The 25495-nt window shown below is 39.6% G+C and carries 13 protein-coding genes; 7 read left to right on the forward strand and 6 right to left on the reverse strand.

Translation table 11 applies throughout. The features are described from left to right. Positions 1 to 378 precede the first annotated feature (378 nt). On the forward strand, positions 379 to 4269 hold the full coding sequence (locus B5X70_RS07045) for a choice-of-anchor Q domain-containing protein (protein ID WP_079557191.1): 3891 nt from the start codon (positions 379 to 381) through the stop codon (positions 4267 to 4269). Between the two features lie 100 nt (positions 4270 to 4369). On the opposite strand, the gene B5X70_RS07050 is transcribed toward B5X70_RS07045, so the two are convergent. Then, positions 4370 to 5323 carry a bifunctional metallophosphatase/5'-nucleotidase gene (locus B5X70_RS07050; protein WP_079557192.1) on the reverse strand — a complete coding sequence of 318 codons (954 nt, stop codon included), beginning with the start codon at positions 5321 to 5323 and terminating at the stop codon, positions 4370 to 4372. 20 nt (positions 5324 to 5343) lie between these two features. Then, on the reverse strand, positions 5344 to 5970 hold the full coding sequence (locus B5X70_RS07055) for a 5'-nucleotidase C-terminal domain-containing protein (protein WP_157666452.1): 627 nt from the start codon (positions 5968 to 5970) through the stop codon (positions 5344 to 5346). Between the two features lie 356 nt (positions 5971 to 6326). Here B5X70_RS07055 and B5X70_RS07060 point away from each other — a divergent pair, with 356 nt between their 5' ends. The 6 genes from B5X70_RS07060 (at position 6327) to B5X70_RS07085 (ending at position 16444) form a co-directional block, all read left to right on the forward strand. After that, the gene (locus B5X70_RS07060; protein ID WP_159449994.1) at positions 6327 to 10469 is read left to right on the forward strand and encodes a hybrid sensor histidine kinase/response regulator transcription factor; all 4143 of its coding nucleotides are present in this window, start codon (positions 6327 to 6329) and stop codon (positions 10467 to 10469) included. 138 nt (positions 10470 to 10607) lie between these two features. Next, positions 10608 to 11948 carry a Gfo/Idh/MocA family protein gene (locus B5X70_RS07065; RefSeq protein ID WP_198314206.1) on the forward strand — a complete coding sequence of 447 codons (1341 nt, stop codon included), beginning with the start codon at positions 10608 to 10610 and terminating at the stop codon, positions 11946 to 11948. Positions 11949 to 11980: 32 nt separating this feature from the next. Beyond that, on the forward strand, positions 11981 to 13369 hold the full coding sequence (locus tag B5X70_RS07070) for a putative oxidoreductase C-terminal domain-containing protein (protein WP_079557240.1): 1389 nt from the start codon (positions 11981 to 11983) through the stop codon (positions 13367 to 13369). Positions 13370 to 13405: 36 nt separating this feature from the next. Continuing rightward, entirely contained in the window at positions 13406 to 14260 is an 855-nt protein-coding gene (locus B5X70_RS07075) for a sugar phosphate isomerase/epimerase family protein (protein WP_079557241.1), read from the forward strand. Next, positions 14261 to 15130, forward strand: a complete 870-nt coding sequence (locus tag B5X70_RS07080; protein ID WP_079557195.1) for an FAD:protein FMN transferase — start codon at positions 14261 to 14263, stop codon at positions 15128 to 15130. Between the two features lie 15 nt (positions 15131 to 15145). After that, complete coding sequence (locus B5X70_RS07085; RefSeq protein WP_079557196.1) at positions 15146 to 16444, forward strand: Gfo/Idh/MocA family protein; 1299 nt, start codon at positions 15146 to 15148, stop codon at positions 16442 to 16444. A gap of 319 nt (positions 16445 to 16763) precedes the next feature. Here the strand turns inward: B5X70_RS07085 and B5X70_RS07095 are convergent, their stop codons facing one another. From B5X70_RS07095 to B5X70_RS07110, 4 genes are all read right to left on the reverse strand, one after another. Then, positions 16764 to 17747: a PorP/SprF family type IX secretion system membrane protein gene (locus tag B5X70_RS07095; RefSeq protein WP_079557198.1), complete on the reverse strand. Its 984-nt coding sequence runs from the start codon at positions 17745 to 17747 to the stop codon at positions 16764 to 16766. 369 nt (positions 17748 to 18116) lie between these two features. After that, positions 18117 to 19040, reverse strand: a complete 924-nt coding sequence (locus B5X70_RS07100; protein ID WP_157666451.1) for a T9SS type B sorting domain-containing protein — start codon at positions 19038 to 19040, stop codon at positions 18117 to 18119. Between the two features lie 282 nt (positions 19041 to 19322). Continuing rightward, positions 19323 to 20360: a PorP/SprF family type IX secretion system membrane protein gene (locus B5X70_RS07105; protein ID WP_079557200.1), complete on the reverse strand. Its 1038-nt coding sequence runs from the start codon at positions 20358 to 20360 to the stop codon at positions 19323 to 19325. A gap of 67 nt (positions 20361 to 20427) precedes the next feature. Continuing rightward, the gene (locus B5X70_RS07110) at positions 20428 to 25383 is read right to left on the reverse strand and encodes a T9SS type B sorting domain-containing protein (RefSeq protein ID WP_079557201.1); all 4956 of its coding nucleotides are present in this window, start codon (positions 25381 to 25383) and stop codon (positions 20428 to 20430) included. Positions 25384 to 25495: the final 112 nt, after the last annotated feature.

A 25495-nucleotide genomic window follows, 5' to 3' on the forward strand; every position in this document is an offset into this window, starting at 1 on the left:
ATCTGAGTTTGTATTCTTATTACCATCATTAGAAAATGGATTGATTTTTTTTAGGATTTGTAAATGATAGACCAGGTGGGGGATAAGGAGTTGCGGAGTGACCCGTTTCTCAGATGGTGAGAGTTCATAGTATTAAATGAATTGTTATTATGAAATTCTCTGAATATTTTACTTGAGCAATTATATTTATTTGATAATGCCATATTTATATCGAATTATTGCAACTTTGACTTCACAAGTTCGTAGAAAATTAAATTAGTTTAACATGCTAATCTTTATTTAATCTGGGGGAATTCTAATTCTGCTTGGATTTTACTCGTTAAATAAGTACTAAATTAAGTAGTTGTTAAAGCCATTAACCTTATCAAAATAGATCCGATGAGAATTTTATTTTTTTGTTTTTTGTATTGCGCCTCATTCATCAGTATTGAATCAACTAATGTTTTTCATGTAACCCCAAGTGCTACGGGTGCAGGAACTTCCTGGTCTGATGCAATTCATTTACAAGGAGCCTTAAATTTGGCCAGTGCCGGTGATGAAATATGGGTTGCGGGCGGTGTTTATAAACCAACCAATACCACCGACCGGAGCATCTCATTTGTTATTCCTGATGGAGTAAAAGTTTATGGAGGTTTTAATGGTACTGAAACTCAATTGAGTCAGCGAAACTGGTATTTGAATAAAACCATCTTAAGTGGAGATATTGGGCAGGTGAGCAATCACGGTGATAACAGCTATCATGTTGTTACATTTAAAGGGACATCTTCTAATCCCATTTCAGAATCAACAAAATTTGATGGTTTTTATATTCAACATGGAAATGCTAATGGTGTAGGTGATTTTAGCAATGGTGGTGGTGTATACATGGAATGGGCTTCACCAATTGTGGTCAATGTTTGGTTCCGGAATAATGTTTCATCAGGAGTTGGAGGTGCCGTATATGCAGATGAAAACAGCTCAGCCAAATTTGCCAACTGTATTCTGGTCGATAATCAATCGAATGGCGATGGAGGTGCTGTTTTTTCAAATGGAGGATTACGTCTTATAAATTCATTATTTTATGGAAATACGTCGTCCTCAGGTGCTGGAGCTGTTAGAGGAACGATGCAGACATTGCTGCTTAATTCAATAGTATGGGGCAATTTTTCTCCTTTGGGCATTCAGTTATCAGGTGTTACTGCTTCAAATTCTATAGTTGAGGGAGGATATTCCGGCGATGGAAATATCTCTTCTGATCCGCTTTTCTTTAATGCTCCCAACAAGGATTTCAGACTAAGAGGAAGCTCTCCTGCCATCAACTCTGGAAACAATGCCTTTGTAGAATCCTGGCATACATTAGATTATCTGGGTGGAGTGCGAATCATTGAATCAATCGTTGATATTGGACCATTTGAAGGGGCTGTAATCACCCCTTATTTGGTGTCTCCGTTTAATAACAGTTTTCTTAGTGCCGGAACCACAGAAGTTTCTCTTGAGTGGAACTGGACAACTGGCAAACCCGCCGATGTTGTAGGTTTTGAACTGGAATATGTTGTTGATGGAGGTAGTAAAATTGTTGTATCTAACATACCGGGAACTCAATTGATGCAAACGATCAGCGGACTAAGCTCTACCAATCGCGTTGAATGGCGTGTAGGAAGTGTGGATGTATTCGGGAATAAAAACTGGGCCGGCTGGTTTGTTTTTACCATACAACGGGATCGACCTGTTTATGTAAAGCCTGATGGAACTGGGGATGGCAGTTCATGGTCAAATGCTTCCAGTTTAGTGGGAGCAATCAATAATTATATTCATGGAGATGAGTTATGGGTTCAAGCAGGAGTATATAAGCCAACAAACTCAACAAATAGAAATGCATCCTTTGAACTAAAGAGAGGTATGAAACTTTATGGAGGGTTTGCAGGCACCGAAACCTCCATAAATCAAAGAAACTGGGTTAAGAATAAAACCATTCTTAGCGGAAACATTGGTGATCCGGATACTGAAATTGATAATAGTTTCAGAGTGGTAACTGCCAGAGGAACTGCTGAGCAACCTATCACTTTCTCAGCAATAATGGATGGTTTTATTATTGAAGGTGGTTATGGTAACAGCGAAACCAATTCTAATGACAGGGGAGCTGCTATACGATTTGAGCATGCTTCTCCAATTATTGTTAATTGCTGGTTTAGAGATAACTATTCATTAAATTTTGGAGGTGCAGTTTTTACTGATGGAAACTCTTCACCGTCATTTTATAACACCATCTTCAGCAATAACAAATCGGGTCGATTTGGGGGAGCAATACTTGCCAACCGTGATCTTCTTTTGGTCAATTGTGTGTTGTTTGGGAATCAGGCTTTAACACGGGGAGGCGCTATTAATGGCGAGCTTATTCCACAGGGAGGGGTATCTGTTATCAATTCAATTGTTTGGAACAACAATGCTCCTTCATTTCCTCAAATGTTTCAGGTAACAGCATCACATTCAATTGTAGATGGAGGATTTACCGGGGTTCAGGTTAGAAGCGATAATCCGCAGTTTCTTGATCCTGATGAGTCTGATTTTAGGATAAATTCATTATCGCCGGCTATTAATATGGGTGATAATGCTAGAGTTCCGGCTTGGTTGGATAAGGATTTTGCACAGAATCAGCGTATTCAGGGTAGTCATGTTGATGCAGGTGTTTTTGAAGGTGCCACTCCGGTTCCTTTCCCTACGTCCCCTTTAAATAATGCATTGTTTACACCTGAAATAGTTAATGTAACATTGGAGTGGGAGTGGGAGACTGAAAAACCATCTACCATTACTCACTATAGATTGCAGTATCAGATAAACAATCAGCATGTTGAAACAGAAGAGGGAATCGGTTCAGAGTTCTTTGAACTTGCAGGACTAAAACCTGCCGACCGAGTGACATGGAGAGTGGGTGCTCAAGATCAGTCCGGTGATTTGCTGTGGTCACCATGGTACAATTTTGGAATCAGGAGAGATGAACCATTGTTTGTTAAGCCTAATGGAACTGGTGATGGATCATCATGGAATGATGCAATTGATTTGAAAAATGCTTTAGCCATTGCATCCTTTGGTGATAGCATTTGGGTTGCTAAGGGAATTTATACGCCTACCAATGACGGTAACAGAGAGATTTCTTTCCAGTTGTCTGATGGAGTTAAAGTATTTGGAGGATTCTTTGGCAATGAAACCGAATTTAATCAAAGGGATGTTGTTAATAATCAATCAATCCTGAGTGGTTTGATAGGTGATGAAATCAAGTCGTTTCATGTGGTTAAGATTCTTGGAACGACGAATCATCCTGTTTCATCAGAAACAATTCTTGATGGGGTTGTCATTCAGGATGGTCATGCATCATTTTCTTTCAATAACAATAATCTGGGAGGAGGAATATATCTTGAAAATGCCAGTCCTGTTCTGGCTAATGTATGGTTCAGAAATAACTCTGCCACGGGTAATGGAGGTGCGGTTTATGCTGATGCAATGTCGAATCCCGCCTTCGCAAATGTTATCTTTACCGTGAATTCCGCAAACGATCACGGGGGGGCTGTGTTCTCAAATTCTTCAATGAGATTTTATAACTGTCTTTTTTATAACAATCAGGCTGGCAGGATGGGTGGTGCGATGTCTGCATCTAACTCAAATCTTAACCATGTTCATAACTCTATTTTCTGGGGAAATAGAGCCGATCAAGGTTTCGATCATTTTAGAAACATTGTTGTACGCAGTTCTATTGTAGAGGATGGTACTGGTGTTAATAGTTTAACTGATGATCCTCTTTTTGTAGATGCACTAAATTTTGAGTTTGAGTTGCAAGATGAATCTCCTGCCATTGACGCCGGTAGCATTCAGCAAATGCCTGATTGGATAACTTTTGATTTTAGAGGTGAACCGAGGGTTCAAGGTGAGATGATTGATATTGGCCCGTTTGAATTCCCTGTGGATGATAACGGAGGAGATAATGGAGGAGACAACGGTGGTGATAATGGTACAAACATCGAAAACTCCGAATTATTAAATACCTTTCTGCAAATCATTCCTAATCCTGTTTCAAGAAATCAGAAGATACGCATTGTAGCAGAAGGAATAACAGATGGAACTCTGTATGTAAGTATTTATGATTTCACCGGTCGTTTATTGCGCACTGAAAAGCTAATTGTAACAAATGGAGAAGCATCCTTGCCTGGAATGGATTTTAATCCGGGAAATTATATTGTGATATTTCAAACCAATGATACTGCAAGGCCTGTTTCACGTCAGTTAATCATCCGCTAGATTGTGATTTTCATGGCACAGCAATAGTAAGATTTCTAAACAAATCGTCCCGGGGTTAATCCCTGGGACGATTTGTTCTATCTCTCTTGGATATATCTTATTAATCTAGCTTAATAGCAATTGTAGAGGCATTAACCAATTCGGTTTGTTTTCCTCTACGGAAAACAAAATCCAGTCTGCCCATTTGTACACCATTTTGACCTGATTGCCATATGATTACTTCTTTGCCGGACAGATTAGTGACGAAGCGCGGTTCCTCCATAAATCTGTGTGTATGACCACCAAGTATCACATCAATATGATGGGATTGTGCTGCAACTTTTAAGTCATCAAAACGATCCTCTCCCATATCAAAACCAAGATGCGATAAGGCGATGATGATATCGCAATGGTATTGTGTTTTTAACAATTCAGCAGTTTTGTCACCTGTTACAACAGGATCAAGCCATTTAAGCCCGTCTACGTGATGCGGAGCAACAAGTCCATCAGGATCAACCCCGAGTCCGATGATTCCAATCCGAATCCCGCCGGTTTCAATTATGTGGTATTCTTTTATTTTGCCATCAAGCAAAGTTCCTTCTACATCATAGTTTGTCGAAATAAATGGGAAGTTCGCATACTTAAGCTGATTGCTCAAACTTTCTATTCCATTATCAAACTCATGGTTTCCCAATGTGGCTGCATCGTATCCCATTTTGCTCATCAGTCTTAACTCCAGACTTCCTTCATAGAAATTGAAATAAGGAGTTCCCTGAAACATATCTCCCGAGTCAAACACTAGAACATGTTCAGTGTTTTCACGGATTTGATTGATTATTGTGCTTATTCGTGCAAAGCCTCCCATGCCCGGGAATCTTCCATGATTTTCTGGAAGTGGTTCAATGTGACTGTGTAAATCATTGGTATGCAATATTGTTATTCTTGTTTCATTTGCATTGTTGCACGAATAGAATACGGAAAATATAAGCATCAGAAATATTGCTGAATAAATTCTATTGCTAAATTGCCGATTGTAATACATGGTAAAATTCTTAAATGATGAATTGTTTTTCATTTTTAGCGGATAAATCCCAACTACTGCTTCACAGTTATTCTAACTGTGTTATCAGGTTTAATAATTTCTCCGTTTTTGTTTAGCATTTTGATATGAGCAATAATCAAATCCCGGATGGTTCTTTTGGATGTTAATATTTGATCTGATTCCTGGAAAACATTATAATGGTCGCCACCTGCTGCCAGATAATCTGAGGTTATAACCCAATAGAGTGAGTCTGGAATTGGTTTTTTATTGTGAATTCTGATCTTTTCTGCGCGATCTTCAATTAATGTAAATGATGCGCCCGAAATTCCATCTCCGTCAATTGATGCGATATGATTGAAGAGTGTTTCAATCTGTTTGCCATTCAATTTAACTGCTACCATCTGATTTTCAAATGGCATGACTTCAAATGCATTTCTGATAGTTATATCTCCAGCTGGAAGGGGAGCTCTTAAGCCTCTTACATTTACAACGCTTATTACAGGGAGTTCATCAGCATGCTGTCGTTCAAGAAAATCCTTTCCTGCCTTCAATACCAAATCGGCAACAAAACTTGATAAGGGGCTCTCCGGTTTAACCGATCTAATGGTAGCTTTATTCTTGCCAATCACCTCATTCATGATTTGCTCCAGGGAATCACGATAAGGTTCAATTATCGACACAATTTTTTCATTTTGAGGTATTGATGCGTCAATTTTTATTATATCAACATTTTCAAGTTGATAGGAATGCTGCTGATTACATGAGTATATCAACAGAGGGAATAAAATGAATATTAATAGCGTGCGCATGTCATTTTTTGGCTAAAATAGAAAAATTTAACTATAAGTTCTAAAGATGTTACGATATCGTAACATCTTTATTCCAAATTCAATTTCTGAATAGGAGCGTTGTTTTGTAAATTATTATATTTGCTTGCTTATACCAAATAAAACATGCGATTTATAAAAAGGTTTTCACTGTGGACTCAGATTTGCGCATGTTTTAGTTTAAAATGTATTTACCAATGAGGCCATGTATGAGCTTTTATATGTTCAGATATTTGTTGTTGGCAATTTTCGCAGCTAATGCGGCGGTTGTTCGCGCTCAGACTCCGGTAACATTTGAACGATATTCAACTTTACAGGGGCTGCCACAGAATTCTGTGTTCAGCATAGCTCAGGATGCCAGCGGATTTATTTGGCTTGCAACATATGATGGAATTACCAGATTTGACGGATTTCAGTTTGTTTCCTATAAACCCGAGCCTGGTAATATCGGAGGTTTAAGTTCAAATATTACTGTAGCTCTTGAGGCCGACAATGATGATAAGCTTTGGATTGGAACAACGGGCAGTGGATTGTCGATGTTCGATACACGAACATTGAGATTTAGAAATTATCTTTCTGATGATGCCGAAAACAGAGCGCTTTCTGATAACAATGTGAACGCGATTCTTCCCTTAGCCAATGATGTATTGATTGGAACCAATTACGGTTTAAATAAACTTAATCGTGAATCAGATATTTTTGCTGTTTTCCTGGCGGACGATGGATTGGCAGGGAATAACATCCTAGCTCTTAATAAATGGTGCCATGATAAAACCTGGGTGGCAACCAATAATGGTTTGCAGTTGATTTCGCTTGGAGATGAAATTGTTCAGCATGCTTATTTGCCTCAATCCCAAACAGGAGGTCCGGTTCTCTCGCTTAAAACAGATCACAATCAGCGTTTGTGGACTGTCAGTTCTTCACAACTGAGTTGCTTTCGGGAACAGGATGGAGAATTTATTCTTGAAATGCAACTTACGGATGCAGAGTTAAATGAACAATTTAGTTCCACAGGTGGCTTCAGTGTCATTGAGATGGGAAAGAACGATGAAATTTGGCTTGGTACCCATGGAGGGCTTTTTCGTTTAAAGGAATCGGCACAAAAACTTTACGCTGAATCACATTTTATTAACGCTTTGTACGATGAGCACAGTCTTCCGGGAAACCAGATTATTAGTCTTATGACGGATGAGGAAGGCATCCTATGGATTGGTTCTCGTTTCAATGGGTTGGCTAAGTACGATCCTTATAAGCAACCTGTTACACGTTTTGTTCACAATCCGGCCAATCCAAATTCGATTCATAGTAACGATGTTCGCGCCATTAGTCAGGATGTTGATGGAAATATCTGGATGGGAAGCCGTAATCAGGGTCTGGATTTTATCAATGTGCAAACTGGAGAAATTAAGCGCTTTGATGCCGACCCTGATGCGAACGGGGCATTGTATAACAACAGCATAAGGGATTTGTATCTGGATAGTCAGAATCGGTTGTGGGTAGGATATTATTCAGGATTTTCCAGAATTGAGCGTGATGTTTTATCGGGAAATGTCCTGTTTCATCCCGCAACGGATTCTGTTGGGGATCCGATTCATTTTTTGGGGCATACCTATTTTTTTTATGAGGATAGCAAAGGCCGATTCTGGGTTGCAACTTCAGATGGGCTGATTCAATATGATCCCCACAGTAAATGGGTGGAGTGGTTTATAAGTGAACACGCTCAATCTCCTTATCTTGGTAATTTCTTTAGATCTGTTTGTGAAGATGCAGATGGTTATCTGTGGCTGGCCACCGATGGAATTGGCGTGTTCAGATTGAATCCGGAAACCAGAGAGTTTACTAATTTCAGGCATTTTCTGGATGATCCTGCCACATTATCGCACAACAAGGTATATGTTATTGCAAAAGATCTGAATCAGGATTTATGGTTTGGCACACACAGCGGTTTAAACCGCCTGTGCAAGGAAACAGGAAATTTTTATCATTTCACGCAGGAGGATGGGTTAAGCAACAACATTGTTTATGGCATAATGCCCGATCAGAACGGTTTTCTGTGGTTGACCACAGCAAACGGCTTGTCAAGATTTAATCCTCAAAACAGTGCTTTTAAAACATACTTATCGGGTATAGAATTTTCAGATGATGCTTTTTCAATCAGCAGAGATGGGAAAATATTCGTTGGTGGACTAAGTGGTTTCTTTGCATTTCACCCGGATAGTTTAAGGGAGAATCAGTATGTAGCGCCTTTGAGATTTACTGGTTTTCGTTTGCACAATGATCTTATTCAGCCGGGAGAAACCTATAATGGGCGTATCATTCTTCCGGAAGCGTTATCTTTTTTGGAGGAAATTACCCTCAAACACAATGAGAATTTTTTTTCTGTGGAATATGCCATGCTGTCTTATGCCTCTCCAACACAGAACAGGTATCAGTTTCTTTTAGAGGGGTTGCATACACAATGGTTTGATGCCTCAGCAGGAGAGAGGGTTGCGGTCTTTACCGGGCTGAAGCCCGGACGATACATTTTACGTGTTCGGGGTGCTAACCCCGATGGTATTTGGAGTGAATCTGCTTTAATAATTAATATTTTACCTGCATTCTATCAAACATCCTGGTTCAGAGGTTTGTTGATAATGATTTTTGCTGCAATCATTGTTATGTTTTATCGCTTAAGGTTACGATCACTGACACGACAAAAAATCAAGTTAGAAAGCCAGGTAGAAGAAAAAACACGCGAGCTACAGAATCAAAACGATCTTTTGAAGAATCAGCACGACGAGATTGTTCGTCAACGCGATCAGGTTGTTGAAATGACTCGAATGGTTCATGATGCAGATGAACGTAAATTGAGATTCTTTACAGGTATCTCCCATGAAATAAGAACTCCTTTGACTTTAATTCTCGGACCTGTAGAACAAATTCTGAAAAACAGTGATGTTTCCCAACCTATTAGAACTAAGTTGGACAGGGTCTATCGCAATGCCCGAAATCTACATAAATTAATCAATCAACTGCTTGATTTCAGAAAAATTGATTCCGGGTTAATGCCGGTGGAACTTTCTGCAGGAAATATTAATTCATTTTTGCATGACCAGGTTGAGTTATGTCATAATATAATAACAGAAAAAAAACTCCATATCGTATTTAACTTGAATGACAATATCCCCACTTCATACTTTGATTTTGACATTGTGGAGAAAATTGTTCAGAATTTGCTTACCAATGCCATAAAGCATTCTCCGATTGGAGGAAAGATTACCCTTGAAACCGATATTGTTTGCATAAATGAAGACAAAGTGATTGGAATACGAGTTGCTGATCATGGAGCAGGCATTCCTGCTGAAGAACAATCCCGTATTTTCGATCGATTCTACAGAGCCAGTCATTCACGCCAAAACATAAACGATGGATTGGGCATCGGACTCTCTTTCTCAAGGGATTTGGCTCGATTGCATGGAGGGGACATTCTGCTTGAGCAATCCACTGGAAATGGAAGTACATTTTTGTTTCGATTTCCTCTCAATGTCAGTCATATCCCAGAAAATAAGGGTGTAGAGTTTCGGGAATTTTTACCATCAGGTTCGTTGGATTGCCAGAATTCTGATGAAGACCCTGGCGAAACTACTGTTCTGATAATTGAAGACAATGATGACCTGCGAGCATTTATTAAAGATGGATTTAAAGGTTATAATATATTGGAGGCTTCTGATGGCAACAGGGGGCTACAATTAGCTGTAGAGCATATTCCTGATATCATTGTTTCGGATATTTTGATGCCCGGATTTAATGGATTTGAAGTTTGTAGAAAGTTAAAAGAGGAGGTTTCAACGGCACATATTCCTGTCCTGCTTTTGACGGCTTTGGGTGCAGCCGAGCACCAAAAGGCAGGTGTTGATTGTGGAGCTGATGATTATATTGTAAAACCTTTTAATGTTCAGTTGCTTGCAGGTAAAGTACGCAATATCTTATCTGCCCGAAAGCACTATAGGGAAAGATTGCTATCCCACTATCAAATTCCTGCTTCTGACAGAGAGTCAAAAGGAGATCCATTACTTGATTCTGTGACTGAGATTGTGTTATTAAATATAAATGAACCCGGTTTTGGTGTTGAAGAGTTAAGTCGTAAACTTAATATGAGCCGGTCAACGTTTTACAGGAAGATTTCTTCACTCACCGGAGTTTCACCCGTTGAATTCATCCGAAGAATCCGGTTACGCGAGAGTTGCATCTTATTGAAAAGCGAATCCGGTATTACCATCAATGAAGTAGCATTCAGGGTGGGTTTTGAAGATGTTGATTACTTCAGGAACTGTTTCAAAAAGGTTTATGGGAAAACCCCGTCAGAGTACTGATAGATAAATGTTTATGGAGTTTTTGCTTGAGGCTTGAAACAAATATCGGGTGAAATTGAATCAATTAGCATGTGCTTTATGATCATCTGTTGCGTAAATTGCAATCTCTCACTTTAAAGTTGTAAATTAAAAAGCAGCATGAATATAGAAAACAGCAGACGAAGCTTTATTAAGAAATCCGCATTGGGAGCGGCGGGTTTTACCATGGCGGGGATGGGGATGAGTTCAAGTAGTTATGCGCGGATTATGGGTGCAAATGACAGAATAAATGTTGCAATTGTAGGACTGGGAAGGCGTTTATACGCTTTTAATGAGCCCATTTCTATGAAATCGAGCAATGTGCGATTGGCCTATTTATGTGATGTCATGAAAGGTCAGCGTGATCGCGCAGCGAATTCATTCAAACATCTGGATTATAAATTCAAACTTGAAAATGACGTTCGTAAAATCATGAACGATAAGAGCGTTGATGCCGTAATCAATGCCACACCTGATCATTGGCATACACCTGGCGCTATAATGGCTGTTCAGGCAGGGAAGCATGTTTATGTTGAGAAACCCGGAAGTCATAACGCCCGGGAGGGAGAATTACTGGCAACAGCTTATAAAAAATATGGAAAAGTGATTCAACTGGGAAATCAGCAAAGATCTTCACGCGAAAGTATTGAGATTGTTAAACAAATTCATAATGGAATAATTGGGGTTCCTTACAAAGCGGTTACTTTTTATTCAAACAACCGGGGTGAAACTCCAATTGCCACAAAAGCTCCCGTTCCTGATGGACTGGATTGGGAATTGTGGCAGGGGCCTGCACCTCGTCAGGAATATAAGTATAATACCTGGGATTATCATTGGCACTGGTACGGTTGGACTTATGGTACGGCTGAAACCGGTAACAATGCCATACACGAAATGGATATCGCACGGTGGGCGCTTCAGGTTGACCATCCTGAAAGGGTTAGTGTTGAGGCCGACAAGCGTCATTTTATCAATGATGGCTGGACCATGTACGACACCATGATGGCCTCATTCTATTATCCCGGAAACAAGGTCATTGAATGGGATGGTAAAAGTAGAAACGCCTATAATACTTATGGGTCTGATAGAGGTACCGTAATCTTTGGAAGCGAGGGTACAGTATTCGTCAACAGAGGTGGATATAAACTATACAATCGCGATGGAAAATTACTGAGAGACAGTGAGTCTGCCGATGATGAAGGAGGAACCGCTCTTGGTGGCGGTGGCGGAATGTCTACCAACCACGTGCTAAACTTTTTTAATACCATACGAGGGAAGGAAGAATTAAGATCCCCGGTGGATGAAATGATGAAAAGTACACACATGTGTCATCTGGCAAACCTTTCATACCGCTTAGGAAAAGATCTAACCATCGATCCGGTTACAGGAAGAGCAAAAGACAATGATGCGCTCAAACTCTGGGGACGTGAATATGAGCCCGGATGGGAGCCAATTATATAATTTTTAACCACCAAACATTAAATAGTCAGAAAATGAAATTAATTATAGGTTTAAGTACCGTATTGATGATGCATTTAAGTTCATGTCAGCAACCTTCTGGAAATGGGTTTACCGGAGCAGAGAATGAGGTGAAGTTAATTACTTTAAATCCCGGACATTTTCATGCAGCTTTAATTCAAAAAGAGATGTATAGCCAGGTGGATCCTACGGTGCATGTTTATGCACCGAAAGGTTCGGATTTAGATCTTCACATGCAACGGATCAATGGTTTTAACACCCGCGAGCAAGATCCAACTTCCTGGGAAAGCCGGATATATACAGGAACTGATTATCTTGAGAAAATGCTTTCCGAGAGAAAAGGGAATGTGGTGGTTTTGGCCGGGAATAATAAACTGAAAACTTCTTACATTAAAACGGCAGTTGAAAACGGATTCAATGTTTTATCCGATAAACCAATGGTTATTGATGGAGCCAGTTTTGAAATGCTTGAAGAAGCATTTCAAATTGCCAAGCAGAATAATGTTTTGCTATACGATATCATGACTGAGCGCTATGAAATAACCGGACAACTTCAAAGAGCCATTGGGTTGGTACCTGAAATCTTTGGAACCATGGAAAAGGGAAGTCCCGAGAATCCCGCAGTAGTAAAGGAAAGTGTTCATCACTTTTTTAAATATGTTGCCGGCTCTGTATTACGCAGACCACCTTGGTATTTCGATGTCTCTCAGCAGGGAGAAGGAATCATTGACGTTACTACTCACCTGGTGGATCTGATCCAATGGATCTGTTTTCCAGATGTTATCCTCAATTACAAATCGGATGTTAACGTGTATGATGCCCGTCGATGGCCAACGAACGTCTCCCTTCAACAATTTTTGGATGTAACCGGACTCCAGGCGGTTCCGGATTATATGAAGAGTGATTTTAACGACAATGATGTTCTTGAGGTTTTTGCCAATGGTGAGATGAGTTATGAACTAAAAGGCGTTCACGCAAGGGTTTCTGTGGTATGGGATTACGAGGCTCCGGAAGGAGGAGGCGATACTCACGTATCGCTCATGCGTGGGAGCAAATCAAATTTAATTATCAGACAGGGTGCTGAACAGAACTTTGTACCCATGTTGTATATTGAGCCTGCACCAGGACAAAGTTTTACCAGCTGGAAACCCGAAGTCCGTAATGGCTTTGAGAAAATATCAAATCAATTCCCAGGAGTTGAACTTGTTTTCGAAGGTTCTGAATTCCGTGTGGAAATACCCGATCACTATCGGATTGGACATGAAGCTCACTTCGGTCGTGTAGCAGAAAAATATCTTGGATTTTTGGTGGATGGAAAACTTCCCGATTGGGAGGTGCCAAACATGCTAACCAAGTATTACACCACCACACGTGCATTGGAAATGGCACGTGAGCGAGATTAATTACACGGGTATTATTTAATGTTTAATGAAAAAGCAATGAATCAAGTCTTTAGCCGGATTTTTTGTCTGGCAATTATATCAGCAATTGCTTTTGGATGTAACTCACAACCAAAAGCGTATGTTTCCGATCCCGGTGTTGTCTCATTTTCATTTCGAAATCAGTTCTCTGAGGATGTTCCCGCTACACTGGACATGATTAAGGATATGGGAATATCCAATATTGAATTCTCCAATTTGTTTGGATTAGCTGCTGTTGAACTGCGGGAATTGTTGGATGAACGTGGTATGATCTGCACTTCATATGGAGTGGGGTACCAGACTTTGGTGAATGACACAGAACAGGTTATTTCCGATGCAAAAACCCTTGGAGCAAAATATGTTCGTGTGGCATGGATTCCTCACGAGGGAGAGTTCTCATTAGAAGATGCCCGTCGTGCTGTTAATGATTTTAATGAAGCAGGCAGAAAACTTGCGAACGAAGGATTATATTTTTGCTATCACAACCATGGTTATGAATTCCGTCCTCACGGTGATGGAACACTTTTTGATTACATGATACAAAATACCAATCCGGAGTATGTTAGTTTTGAGCTGGATCTTTTGTGGACTGTTCATCCGGGTGCCGATCCGGTAGAGTTGCTTCAAACCTATCCTGACCGATTCCGGTTGATGCATCTAAAAGATTTAAAAAGAGGCGTTGTAGGTGACTTTTCCGGCAGAACATCAAGGGAGAATGATGTAGTACTTGGAACTGGTCAGGTTGATTTTCCGGCAGTGTTGAAAGCTGCCCGTAAAACCAATATTGAATATTATTATATTGAAGATGAAAGCCCCGATGTTATTGAACGGGTTCCGATTAGCAGAGAGTATATTATGAGTATAACCAAATAGATGAAGGTTTTTCATCATACATTTTTTGCCATGGGTACAAGGTTAAACGTGGTAATACCACGTTTAACCAATGCCAATGGGATGTTTCTTGCTGATGAAATCGAGAAAGTAGTAAAATCGGAAGAGAATCGTCTGAGTTGTTTTATAGCTGAATCCGATGTCTCTTATATCAACTCAAACGCGATAGTAAAGCCGGTAAATTTAACTGATGAGATGTCTGAAGTTTTGAACCTGTCACAAAGGTTTAATACAGATACATCCGGCGCTTTTGATCCGGCACTTTATTTTTATACTCAAGCGACTCGTGATGAGTCGAATTTAAATAAACAAAGATCATTGGGATGGAAGGATGTTTTATGGAATCCCTTAGAAAAGCAACTTTTTATAAAAAATCCTCGTACAGGACTAGACTATGGGGGTTTTGGAAAAGGATGGGCTCTTGAGAAAATCCTAAAACTCCTAAAAATACATGAGGTTGATTCTGCTTTCATAAGTTTTGGAGAAAGCTCAATATCAGTTATTGGAGAGCATCCTTTAGGAAAAGCCTGGCCATTAACCATCACACATCCGCAGAGCGGAGTCTCGCTTGAGTTGGAATTAAACGGCCAGTCCGTTTCTGTTTCAGGGCTAAAAAGGTCTGAAAGTAACGTTACTTTCAAATCTCACGTGATACGTAGTATCGATTTTACATCCATCAAAGAACACAAAATCGTGGTTGTGTGTACGGACTCACCGCTGATTTCAGAGGTTTTATCCACCGCAGTTACTTCTGCTAATGAGTTGCAGATTAAAACCATTAAAATGAATTTCCCTAAAGCCAAAATTTATCAATGCGGGCAAAATATGCTTGAATTTGAACGAATTAATTAGAACGGGTAAAAAGATATGAGCGAATTAAGTAGAAGGAATTTCCTGAAAAATGGATTTTTGGCAGGAACAGTTATGTTGTCCCCGGCCACTTTGTTAAATACCAAGTTAAATGCACAAACTGCCGATAAAAAGGAAAAGGTTCGACTGGCTGTTGTGGGAGCAGGTTCCCGAGGACAATATTTAATGCAATCGGTGCTTGCTCTGCAGGAACATGAGAACATGGAGCTTGTGGCCATTTGTGATGTCTATGAGCCAAGTATTCAGAGTGCTTTGTTATTGGCTCCCGGTGTTAAAGTGTTTAGGGATTACAGAGCTTTGCTTGAAATGAAAAATTTGGACGGTATCATTGTTGCAACGCCATTGCATGAACATGCAGCACCAACCATTGATGCCCTCAATAATGGCATTCATGTGTTTTGTGAAAAAGCTATGGCCTTAACTTTGGAGGATACATACGCTATGGCTGAAGCGCATCTTAGAACAGGTAACGTTCTTCAGATTGGACACCAACGTTTATTTGACCCACGATTTCTCAAAGGAATGAACTACGTGCATTCCGGAGAAATTGGGAAGGTGACTCAAATGAGAGCATTCTGGCATCGTCACAACAATTGGCGTCGGCCTGTTCCTTCTGATCAACCGGAATTGGAGAGATTCATCAATTGGAGGTTGTATCGCGAATATTCTTTGGGCTTAATGACCGAGTTGGCCTCTCACCATATTCAGGTTGCTAACTGGGTCAAAAAAGCTCTTCCTAAAGTCGTTCGTGGTGCAGGCAGCATCAGTTATTGGAGAGATGGACGTGAAGTGGAAGATAATGTGGCTCTTATCTATTCATACGAAGATGGAACCCAGTTTATATACGATTCAATGATACAAAATCGTAAGTATGGACTCGAATTGCAGGTGATGGGTGATAAAGGAACTTTGGAGTTGGAGAATAACAGGATGTTTTATGAAGAACCACCTGTACCTCCAAAACCACCCGGAATAGTGCAATTAATTCAGAATTTAGAATCCAATGTTTTTGGAAAAATTCCTTTGGGTAGTTCATCCTGGGAGCCGGAACTGGCCATTCAGGAACGAGGATATCCCATTCTGGAAAATAATTCAAGACCCGATTGGTGGCCCGCCTGGGAATGGCGCGATGGTTCACTGGAGCAGATTATTGGTTTTGCCGATGCCATTAGGGAGGGAAAAGCAATCCCGGGATTGTTTGAGCAGGGTTATTATGGATCAATCTGGACCATTCTTGGACAAATGGCTATAGATTCTGGACAGGCGGTTACAATGCCTGATAAATATTTGATTTAACAACGCTGATTGTTGATCTGAAGTGCTGAGTTGATGATTAAGTGCTTTCAGGTTTATAAGGAATTGAAAAATAAAACTAATATGAGAGATATTATAATTTCCGGTAAAAGAATAAAAACCGAGCTATATTTTTTATTGATTGTGTGGGGAGTGGCAAATTTGATAAATGCTTTTTCCATATGGAATTATGAGACCAGTTGGGTTGAAATGATAACATTTCAACCATTAATACTGATGATAACATTTTTCTTTTATCTGCTAACAATTGTTGTAAGAGTATTTATTTCACTCGTTAGCTTTTTGGTAAGCAAAGTAAAACCTAAAAGTACCTGAACGATCTGACACCTCCATCTTCCGCAGCTCTTCGGAATTCTCTGTCACGGTTTCTCTGTACAAATCTGAAACTATCAAAGGTGATTGATATTTCCTGGCTGCTGATGTTGTGTAAGGTGTTGGAATACAAAGGAAAGTCGTATGAGTAATTAACACCCCAATTTTCATTTATCTGTATACCAACAATAAGTGCGGCAGCATTATTAATACGGTAAGCTCCACCTAGTTTCAAGAAGTTATTATAGGTGAAATGCATATGGAAATCGTAAGTATTGATGTCATCTTCAACTATTCTGGCTAAACTTGAAATTCTGGCGTTTAATTCAGGATTAAAATGAAAGCGATAACCTGTAGTTAAGTAATAATGTCTGCGCGTATCAAATGTGTGGTTTTCTCTTTCGGTGTACCTAATTTGGGAGTTTAAAACCTGGGGTACAGATACGCTCAAATAGAAATCCGGAGTAAACAGAACAGCGCCGGTTCCAAAGGTTGGTCTGAATTCATTTTCCATTCTGCCGGAAAAATGTGGATCGCTTTGGTTTACTACTCGTAGTCCACTCAAATTTGCCCAATAATTATTTAATCCGCCACTTATTCCAAATGAAATAAATGATTGAAGTCCGGTTCGCACAAGATAGGAGTATACAAAAGAAAGCTGATTGGTCATCACCGGTCCTACATGATCGGATAGAATATTTCCACCTACTGACATTTTGGTGTCATTAATGGGAGTATGAACGCCGTAATAGTAAGTTGCCGGAGCATCTTGCATTCCCACCCATTGTAAACGAACAAACATATCCATGGCCAATGAATTTCTTGTTCCGGCAAATGCCGGGTTCATCAACAATGGGTTATTCATATACTGAGTGAAAAGCGGCTCCTGTTGGCCATATAAATTTGATGACCAGCAGAAAAGCCATCCGGCAATTATGCATATATAAATCTCTATATTTTTTCTAACTCTCAATTTATGCTGATGTTATAAAATAAAAAACCTGATATCCATTAAAATTGTGTTGAATCTCAAATATAAAAGAGCCGCTTTAAAACTAATAACCAATTATACATTAATATGTGTTATTTTTATACTTAATACAAGACTAACCCTGTTTTGTGCCACTCACCACGAAACCCAAAATTCTCAACCCCCAACTCTCAACCCCCAATTCTCAACCCTCAACTCTCAACCCTCAATTCTCAACCCCCAACTCTCAACCCCCAACTCTCAACCCTCAACTCTCAACCCCCAACTCTCAACCCTCAACTCTTAACCCTCAACTCTTAACCCTCAACTCTTAACCCTCAACTCTCAACTCTCAACCCTCAACTCTCAACCCTACCTACTCAAATAAACATATCCCGTTATCTGCTTTTTTAACCCCGGAATTTTAATGGCATAATAATAAACACCTGTTGGCAACAGTTTTCCATTAAAAGGACCTGTGTTCGCCATTCCATTCCAATTATTGTTATATTGTTGATCATCATAAACCATAACCCCGTGACGATTAAAAATGGTTATTGAAAGGTTCGAATATTGATCGAATTCAGGAATATTAAAAGTATCGTTGATATTATCCCCATCTGGAGAAAAGCCCTGTGGGATAAATATCTTGTTATCCGAATCATCGGCCAGTTTAATAAAGAGGTAAGCTCTGGAACAATCGCCATCTCTGTCGCATACTTCATAAAACAGGGAGTCCATTCCTAAAAAATATTGATCAACTCTGAATGAAATTTGATTGTTGGAAACTTCAGCTCGGGCATTTCTGAAATTTGAGACTATTGATAAAGAGATCGGGAGATCGTACAAGTTTTTGTCATTCTGAAGCACATCAATGGATGAGTTACTGTCTTTAAATACAGTTACAGTATCATTTACGGCAACCGGCTTAAAATCATAATCTTCTACTGTAACAAATACAGATGCTCCATCACAATTTCCATAAGTATTACAAACTCGGTATTCAAAATAGTCATGTCCGGTGAAATAGCGGTTAGGCGTATAAATGATGGTATTTCGCTCCGTAACAATCGCCGTCCCATTAATGGGTGGTTCTAATATTGTCATACTTGTAATACCGGCACTCAACCCATAATCGTTGATTATCACATTGGCCTCGTGTGGATGCATCTTGTTTGTTACAATGGCATCGTTGTTCGCAATGACTCTGATTCCACTTTGTTCTTCAATCATAAAAGTGCTGATGTCATTCAACGATTCCTTATGGTTCACACTCCCAGATAATGGTAGTATCATGCATAAAAACAATAGGAGTATTGTTATTCGTTTTTTATTGGATATGAGGGTAAATATTGTCATCAACCAACTATCGGTTTAGTTTTTTTAGTAATGCGAATATATAAATAAACGTCATATATCCTCAAATATTACCAGAGACTTATTATAATTGATTTCTTTAGCAGTTATCTCTTGTTAAGTAAGAATGAACTCAGTATTAAAAATTTGTTGATACATAAAATTCCACCTGTAATCCATACTTGGCTTAGCAGGTGGAAATATTATATAATTCGGAGATTTTTAACGTCTTCTAAAAATGGAGAATCTTCTTCCGTTACCGTTATCACCTCCCGGCGATTGCAGCATTTCATCACGCTCATGACATGGAAGGGTTCGTGGACGTCCGCTTCTGCAAAATGCGTACCCAACAACCAGCTGCATGGCACTTCCTAAATGCGTTTGTGCTGATGTTAAACCATGCTGATACTCGATTCCAAAATTAATACCTCTGTATACTAATCCCAAAGTTGTAGCAATTCCCAAGTCTTTACCATACTGGTGGTCAACAGTTCTTCGGTGAGCAAGCACCCCCCAGAAAGCCAGATCCGGATCAGGTGTTGGCATACTCATTTTTAGGTTCATGTCCATGCGGGTATCTGAGAGAGAATTACGTCTGTAGTATACCAAAGGTTCAATATATATATCGTAATTGGGAATTTTAAATAGAGAACCAACATGAAAATGCATGTCAGCAGGTAGTTCCGGTTCAAATTCTGAATTATACATCGGGTTATTTTGTGGGAAAATATTTGTAACAGAAGCCCCAATGTGATGTTGATTATGATTCAGAATGAAACCGGATGCAGCGTTGAAACCGGTTCCGCTTAAAGTTCCATTATTCAGAACGGGATCCATTACACCGGGTGTTAAGTTTGCCTGATTTATGGAGGTTTGCTCCACCAGTGCCGATAATCCGAATCTCAGTCTGGTATACCCTCTCATGTTTTCACGTAGAGTTACCACTGTTGAGAAAGTTTGCTGAATGCCAATCTTTTTATTATTCCCGTTCTGGTCATTATACAAGTATGTACCTGAGCCCACATTGGAACCAAGAGGTGCCTGCACTGTAAACAGTTGAGTAGTTGGAGCCATATCAACACCAAACCATTGACGCTTATAGTAACCATTTGTGGTAATACACTCTGTGTTTGCTCCCGCATCAGCCGGGTTCATTAGGAATAGGTCATATACATAATTATTAGTTACATAGTATCTTTGACCACTCATATGAGCTGAAATAAACAACAAAGGTATGAGCAGTATGATCAATTTATTCATTTTAATCGTTTTTGGTTGAATTTTAAGGTTAACTGGTTGTGTTGTTTTGTAACACTCATCAGGTAAATTACCTGATGAGTGTTACATTTCCTCTTAGATACTTATCAACCGGCAGCAGATGGATGACGTACCAGTAGTCGTCCGAAGGTAAAGGTCTATTCAAATAAGTTCCATCCCATGGTTGATCCGCAGCACTGAATTTTCTCAGTAGCTTTCCGTATCGGTTATAAATATATACGATTGATTCAGGCAATCTTTCTAACCCTTCAATGATCCAGTCGTCATTAATTCCATCACCGTTTGGAGTAAAGAAATTTGGAATTTCAATGTCATAGTTTGAATCCAGATTAAAAACAGTAAACGTCTCACAACCATGTGCATCTTCAACCCAAATGATGTGTTCCCCGTTTGGAACATCCTTAAATGTGTGGTTTGTTTGTGGCATTCCATCGTTTAATGTGTAGCTGTATGGCATGGTGCCTCCTTCAACAAATGCAGTAACTTGTGCATAAAACATGGTGTCCAATCCTGCGATGATAGGAGAGGGGTAATAGGAAACCTGAAAAGTATCGGTATAAGTATGGCATCCGTCAAATACTTCTACTATATAGTTGCCACTCTCAAACACCTGCAAGGTTTGTCTATGTCCATCTCCAACCTCGGTTGCTTCATCAAATTGGATGCGTGATGCCTCGCTTACCTCGTTCAGATACCAGTTCCATTCAAGTATAGGAGCCATTCCATATCCAATGGTTTGCTCTTCTATTGTGTATTCACCACCATCTAAAACCACTATTTCCGGATCGCACACTTCGATGGTATCACCAACCTGATACTGGTTACGAAGAGCCGGATAAATCGAATGTGATTTCATAGAACGGCAATCGTTTTCATCGGTGATGTATGCGATGTATAGCCCAATATTTGCATCACGTGTGGCTTGATTATCAAATAAATCATCATGCCATTTAATTTCGTATGAGTATTCACTATTTACGTTTAGGTTTAATTGTATTGGTAATTCTACCGGACATAAATAATTGACATCATCAGGATGGAAATACGCAGTTGGCATGCTAAATTTGTTTATATATGTTTCAGTATATTCACTTCTGCATCCATGTTCGTCTATTACTCTGACCTGATATATTCCTTCTGCAGTGGTCGTTATTGAAGATGTGTTGTGCCGGATGCCAGTTGGCGTTATCCAAACAATTGTATAATCTTCAGGAGAATGAGGTATTGACAATTCAATTTTTTCTCCGGCGCATACTGTAGGTACTGATGGAAGAGATACCTCCGGAAGTGGTATAACATCAACATTTATGTCATGGGTTGATGTACAACCGTGTTCATTCCAAACCTGCAAACTTACATTGTCCTCGCCCGGGGTGGTAAGGTCATAAAACGCAGGTTGATCATCTGCATCGCTTCCGTTCCATTCGTATCTGGTATAGGAATCATCAACTTCGATGGTAATGCTTTCGCCAATACAAACCGCTCTGTCTGCACCCAGACTGAAGTTGGGCGAAGGATTCATTGTGGCAGTAAAGGTTATGGTGGTAAAACAACCAACTTCTTCCCAATCCTCGTTGAAATGTAAGTTATTATCTTCAATGATAAGAGTGTATTCTCCCGGTTCTGTAATTATTAGGTCATTGTCGTTTGTTGTTCCTGATGCCCAATTCCAAATGTGATTTTGTATTTCAGATGTGTTCACCACGTCTGAAAGTGAAATGATTCTGCTCTCATTATCACAAAATTCAATATCAGTGAGATCAATGTCTTGTACGGGGTAATACTCTGCCGCAGCTGATTCAGTCCTGAAACATCCTCTTTCGTCCCAGGCTGTTACTGTGTAGGTACCGATATTTGATACTGTAATGGATGTTGCAACTTCATCCGGATCATGTAACCATTGAACACTCATTATGTCTAAACCATCAACATAAAGCCAGTCGATTTCAAATTGGAACTCTTCGTTCCCGGGGCATAGTTTCGCATCAAACAGGTCAAATTCTGGTTGAGGATATAGCTCTATCTCAATTTCTGCTTCATTTCTACAGCCAAAAGTTTCTGTGGCCTCGAGTCTGTATATTCCCGGAACAGTTGCAATAACATAAGGGTCATCTCCTATCTCCTGAAATTCCGGATCGGAAGAATCTCTGAACGACCATTTGTAGCTACTAAACAGATGGCCTGGAGTTGTAATTCTAATGGTATCCATAGAACACATAAATCCATCTTCAGCATGGGGATTGAAGTTCTCTATTTCTAAAGGCGGGTTGCCAATAAAGATCTCAACATTAAACGAACTGCTTACATGGCACCCATTGTTGTCAACGGCAGTAATGGTATATGTTCCTTCTTCATCAAGTTCTCCCAGAAATGAATTAATGTTTTCCGGATCCGTTGTATAGGGTGGTTCGCTATTAAACTGCCAAACGATATTGCTGAAAATACTTTCATCAACTTCTATATCAAAACCTGGACCTGAACAAATTCGTATGTCTTCATAATCAAATGGTACTTGATTATGAACCGTGAATTCTGCTGTGGCAGTCGCTTCACAACCATATTCATTGGTTACGGTTACACTCACCTCAGGAACTGACTCGTTTAAAGTAATTGAGTTGCCTGTTTCATTATTGTACCACCTAATGGTTTCATAAATTGCTCCATCAACTGAAAAAGTTCCTGTTTCACCATAGCAAGCTTCATCATCCTCCAATGTCACCACTGGCAGTGGGTTTACAGTTATTTCTCTGGTGTGCGAATCCACACAATCCTGATCGGTCCATACTGTAAGGCCGTATTGTCCCGATTCAGTTGGTTCAATATAATTGTCTTCTGAAATTACTCCTCCTTCAAAAGTCCATTGGTAACGGTGATTTGTGGATAAATTCCGAATCTCGTCTCCCAAGCAGATATCATTGGTGTCTCCAATATTCCAGTCTATTACCGGAGCCGGTAGTCCTGTTACAGTTACTTCTTTAGTGTCAGTGCAACCTTGGGCGTCCGTAATTGTAAGGCTTATTTCATAAACTGTAGAAGCGTCAACAATTAAATTAAAGTTGTTATCTGTTCCGAAATCGTCACCATTTACAGTCCATTGAAATGTTTCATTATTGGTAAACTGGTCAAACTCAAAAGATAATTCTTCACCCGGACACAAAGACTGATCCTCTCCTAAATCAAAATCCGGTATACTAAAATCAACATCAATGTAATTGGTTGTTTCACATCCCGGGAAAGCCATTCTAACAAAATATCTGTCAGATTCAGTTACAGTAATGGAATTTGAATGAAATAATGTTTCATTATCTGTTTCGCTATACCAATATAAGGATATTGCATCCGGATTTAGATGAGTAACATTTGGTAATGCCGTAAGCGTAACTTCGTTGCCCACACATGAGCTGGTCAATCCATCAACGTATAGCGAGCTGTAGGAGCTGAAATATCCGTAGCTCATGCTGTTTCCGTTGGCATCGAGAATACTCAGATGAAACATCCCGTTAGGGCTCGTACCCGGTTTTAATCTAACAGTATAAGGATCTGTAGTGCTAATGGTGTTTCTTCTAAAGTTTATAACACCGGTGTACCAGGTTTCTTTTTCACCGGCCTTTTCGGTTGCGGCAACTATGTTCCACTGTATGGAGCTGATGTCTACACCATTTCCCTCTTTGTCAACCATCTCCAGATTCTCGATGTTTTGATGTTGAGTTAGTATTTGAACTAAAAAGTCAGCATCATTTACTTTCTGAAATGTGACCTCTCTGGAGCCCGTACAATCAATTGGAGGAAGAATGGCGCTTCCAAGTTCATACCCAAAACTTGCAAATTGGTACACGATTATTGGAAATTCAGATTCAATTAAAATGGCATTTCTAACAATAGGATTCAGTGGATTCGGATCTTCTATTAGTACTTCTATAAAATCCCCCCTTCCATTTAAAGTTGCGGTGGGTATGGTATCGATACTAATAACATTATTAGTAGCATCGGTCGCATTCCAAATAAAAACATGTTGGGCTGTACTTGTATATTCTATTCTACGTGGGTGTGTAGCTCCAAATGAGCTGCTATGCCCCCAGGAGGTGTGCATTGCAATATATCGGGTTCCTAATCCGTTAACAGGAACAATTTGATCCCCTACAAGATCATTGTTCCCTTGTCCGGGATGTCTTATCGAGTCATCTGATATGGTAATAGCAATTGGGTGGTTTGAAGTAATATAAGTTCCACCCAAATGTCGGGCTGCTGCACCCGATGTTGATCGAAGACTATAGGTTTGACCCTTGTTCAGAGTTATGTTGAAAGTTGATCCGGCTGCGTGTCCCTGAATATTATGATCGTTGGTTAGTTGTACGGTAACTACAGTATTATCTTCTGTGGCTACAATGTCTATTTTCTCTCTTGAACTATTATGTCTATTTTCATATCTATTTTGCGATGGAATCAGGAACTCCGTCCCTAATGCGTTATTTCCTTTCAGATTAAATCTTTCTGGATTTAAAGAGTTGGCAACCTCATAATATGCTGAAATGTATTGGTCAGATTCAATGAGAATTCCTTTGTTAAAAGGCGTTCCGGCAGTCCACCCCTGCCAGTCGTTAGGTAAGTTATAGCCATTGCCGCTTACAGCATCCATGGTTCCGTTTTCAACAGTCCATAGCATTTTATTATAAACCACACTCCCGCTTTCAACAACTACCGCATCCCAAAACTCATGTTTTACCTGAGAATTTGCTGGTATGTTATTGAATACTATTGGTTCAAAATCCGGATTGGCCGGCATAGAGATGGTCACATTGGCAGCATTTTCAAAAGTAGTTATTCTAATCACTCCCGGCTCTTTCCCGTAGTGGTCTCCCGGGTTAGCAGGGGATACCCATTGGTGATCTCTTGTGGTTTCAGGTATTACAAACCAAAATCTTTTATCTATCTGTCCAAGAATATCTGTGTCGATAAGAAATAAAAGTACAAAAGATAGAACTGTGAATTTTATTGTCTTATTCATATTTTAAGTGATAAGGTGTAGGTTAAATGACAAAACTCTAGTAAATTAACTAACTGAAAAACGTTTTTTTAGTTATTATGTTAATTGTGTCGCTTCAGTTTTAATATTTCTG

The organism is Alkalitalea saponilacus (assembly GCF_900168165.1).
Classification (GTDB): Bacteria; Bacteroidota; Bacteroidia; order Bacteroidales; family Marinilabiliaceae; genus Natronoflexus; species Natronoflexus saponilacus.

What these genes read in the sequence shown, in the direction of transcription:
- B5X70_RS07110 (WP_079557201.1), bottom strand. Translation starts at nt 25,383, where the DNA reads ATGAATAAGACAATAAAATTCACAGTTCTATCTTTTGTACTTTTATTT.
- B5X70_RS07060 (WP_159449994.1), top strand. Translation starts at nt 6,327, where the DNA reads ATGAGCTTTTATATGTTCAGATATTTGTTGTTGGCAATTTTCGCAGCT.
- B5X70_RS07050 (WP_079557192.1), bottom strand. Translation starts at nt 5,323, where the DNA reads ATGAAAAACAATTCATCATTTAAGAATTTTACCATGTATTACAATCGG.
- B5X70_RS07105 (WP_079557200.1), bottom strand. Translation starts at nt 20,360, where the DNA reads ATGAATAAATTGATCATACTGCTCATACCTTTGTTGTTTATTTCAGCT.
- B5X70_RS07045 (WP_079557191.1), top strand. Translation starts at nt 379, where the DNA reads ATGAGAATTTTATTTTTTTGTTTTTTGTATTGCGCCTCATTCATCAGT.
- B5X70_RS07065 (WP_198314206.1), top strand. Translation starts at nt 10,608, where the DNA reads ATGAATATAGAAAACAGCAGACGAAGCTTTATTAAGAAATCCGCATTG.
- B5X70_RS07075 (WP_079557241.1), top strand. Translation starts at nt 13,406, where the DNA reads ATGAATCAAGTCTTTAGCCGGATTTTTTGTCTGGCAATTATATCAGCA.
- B5X70_RS07070 (WP_079557240.1), top strand. Translation starts at nt 11,981, where the DNA reads ATGAAATTAATTATAGGTTTAAGTACCGTATTGATGATGCATTTAAGT.
- B5X70_RS07100 (WP_157666451.1), bottom strand. Translation starts at nt 19,040, where the DNA reads ATGATACTACCATTATCTGGGAGTGTGAACCATAAGGAATCGTTGAAT.
- B5X70_RS07080 (WP_079557195.1), top strand. Translation starts at nt 14,261, where the DNA reads ATGAAGGTTTTTCATCATACATTTTTTGCCATGGGTACAAGGTTAAAC.
- B5X70_RS07085 (WP_079557196.1), top strand. Translation starts at nt 15,146, where the DNA reads ATGAGCGAATTAAGTAGAAGGAATTTCCTGAAAAATGGATTTTTGGCA.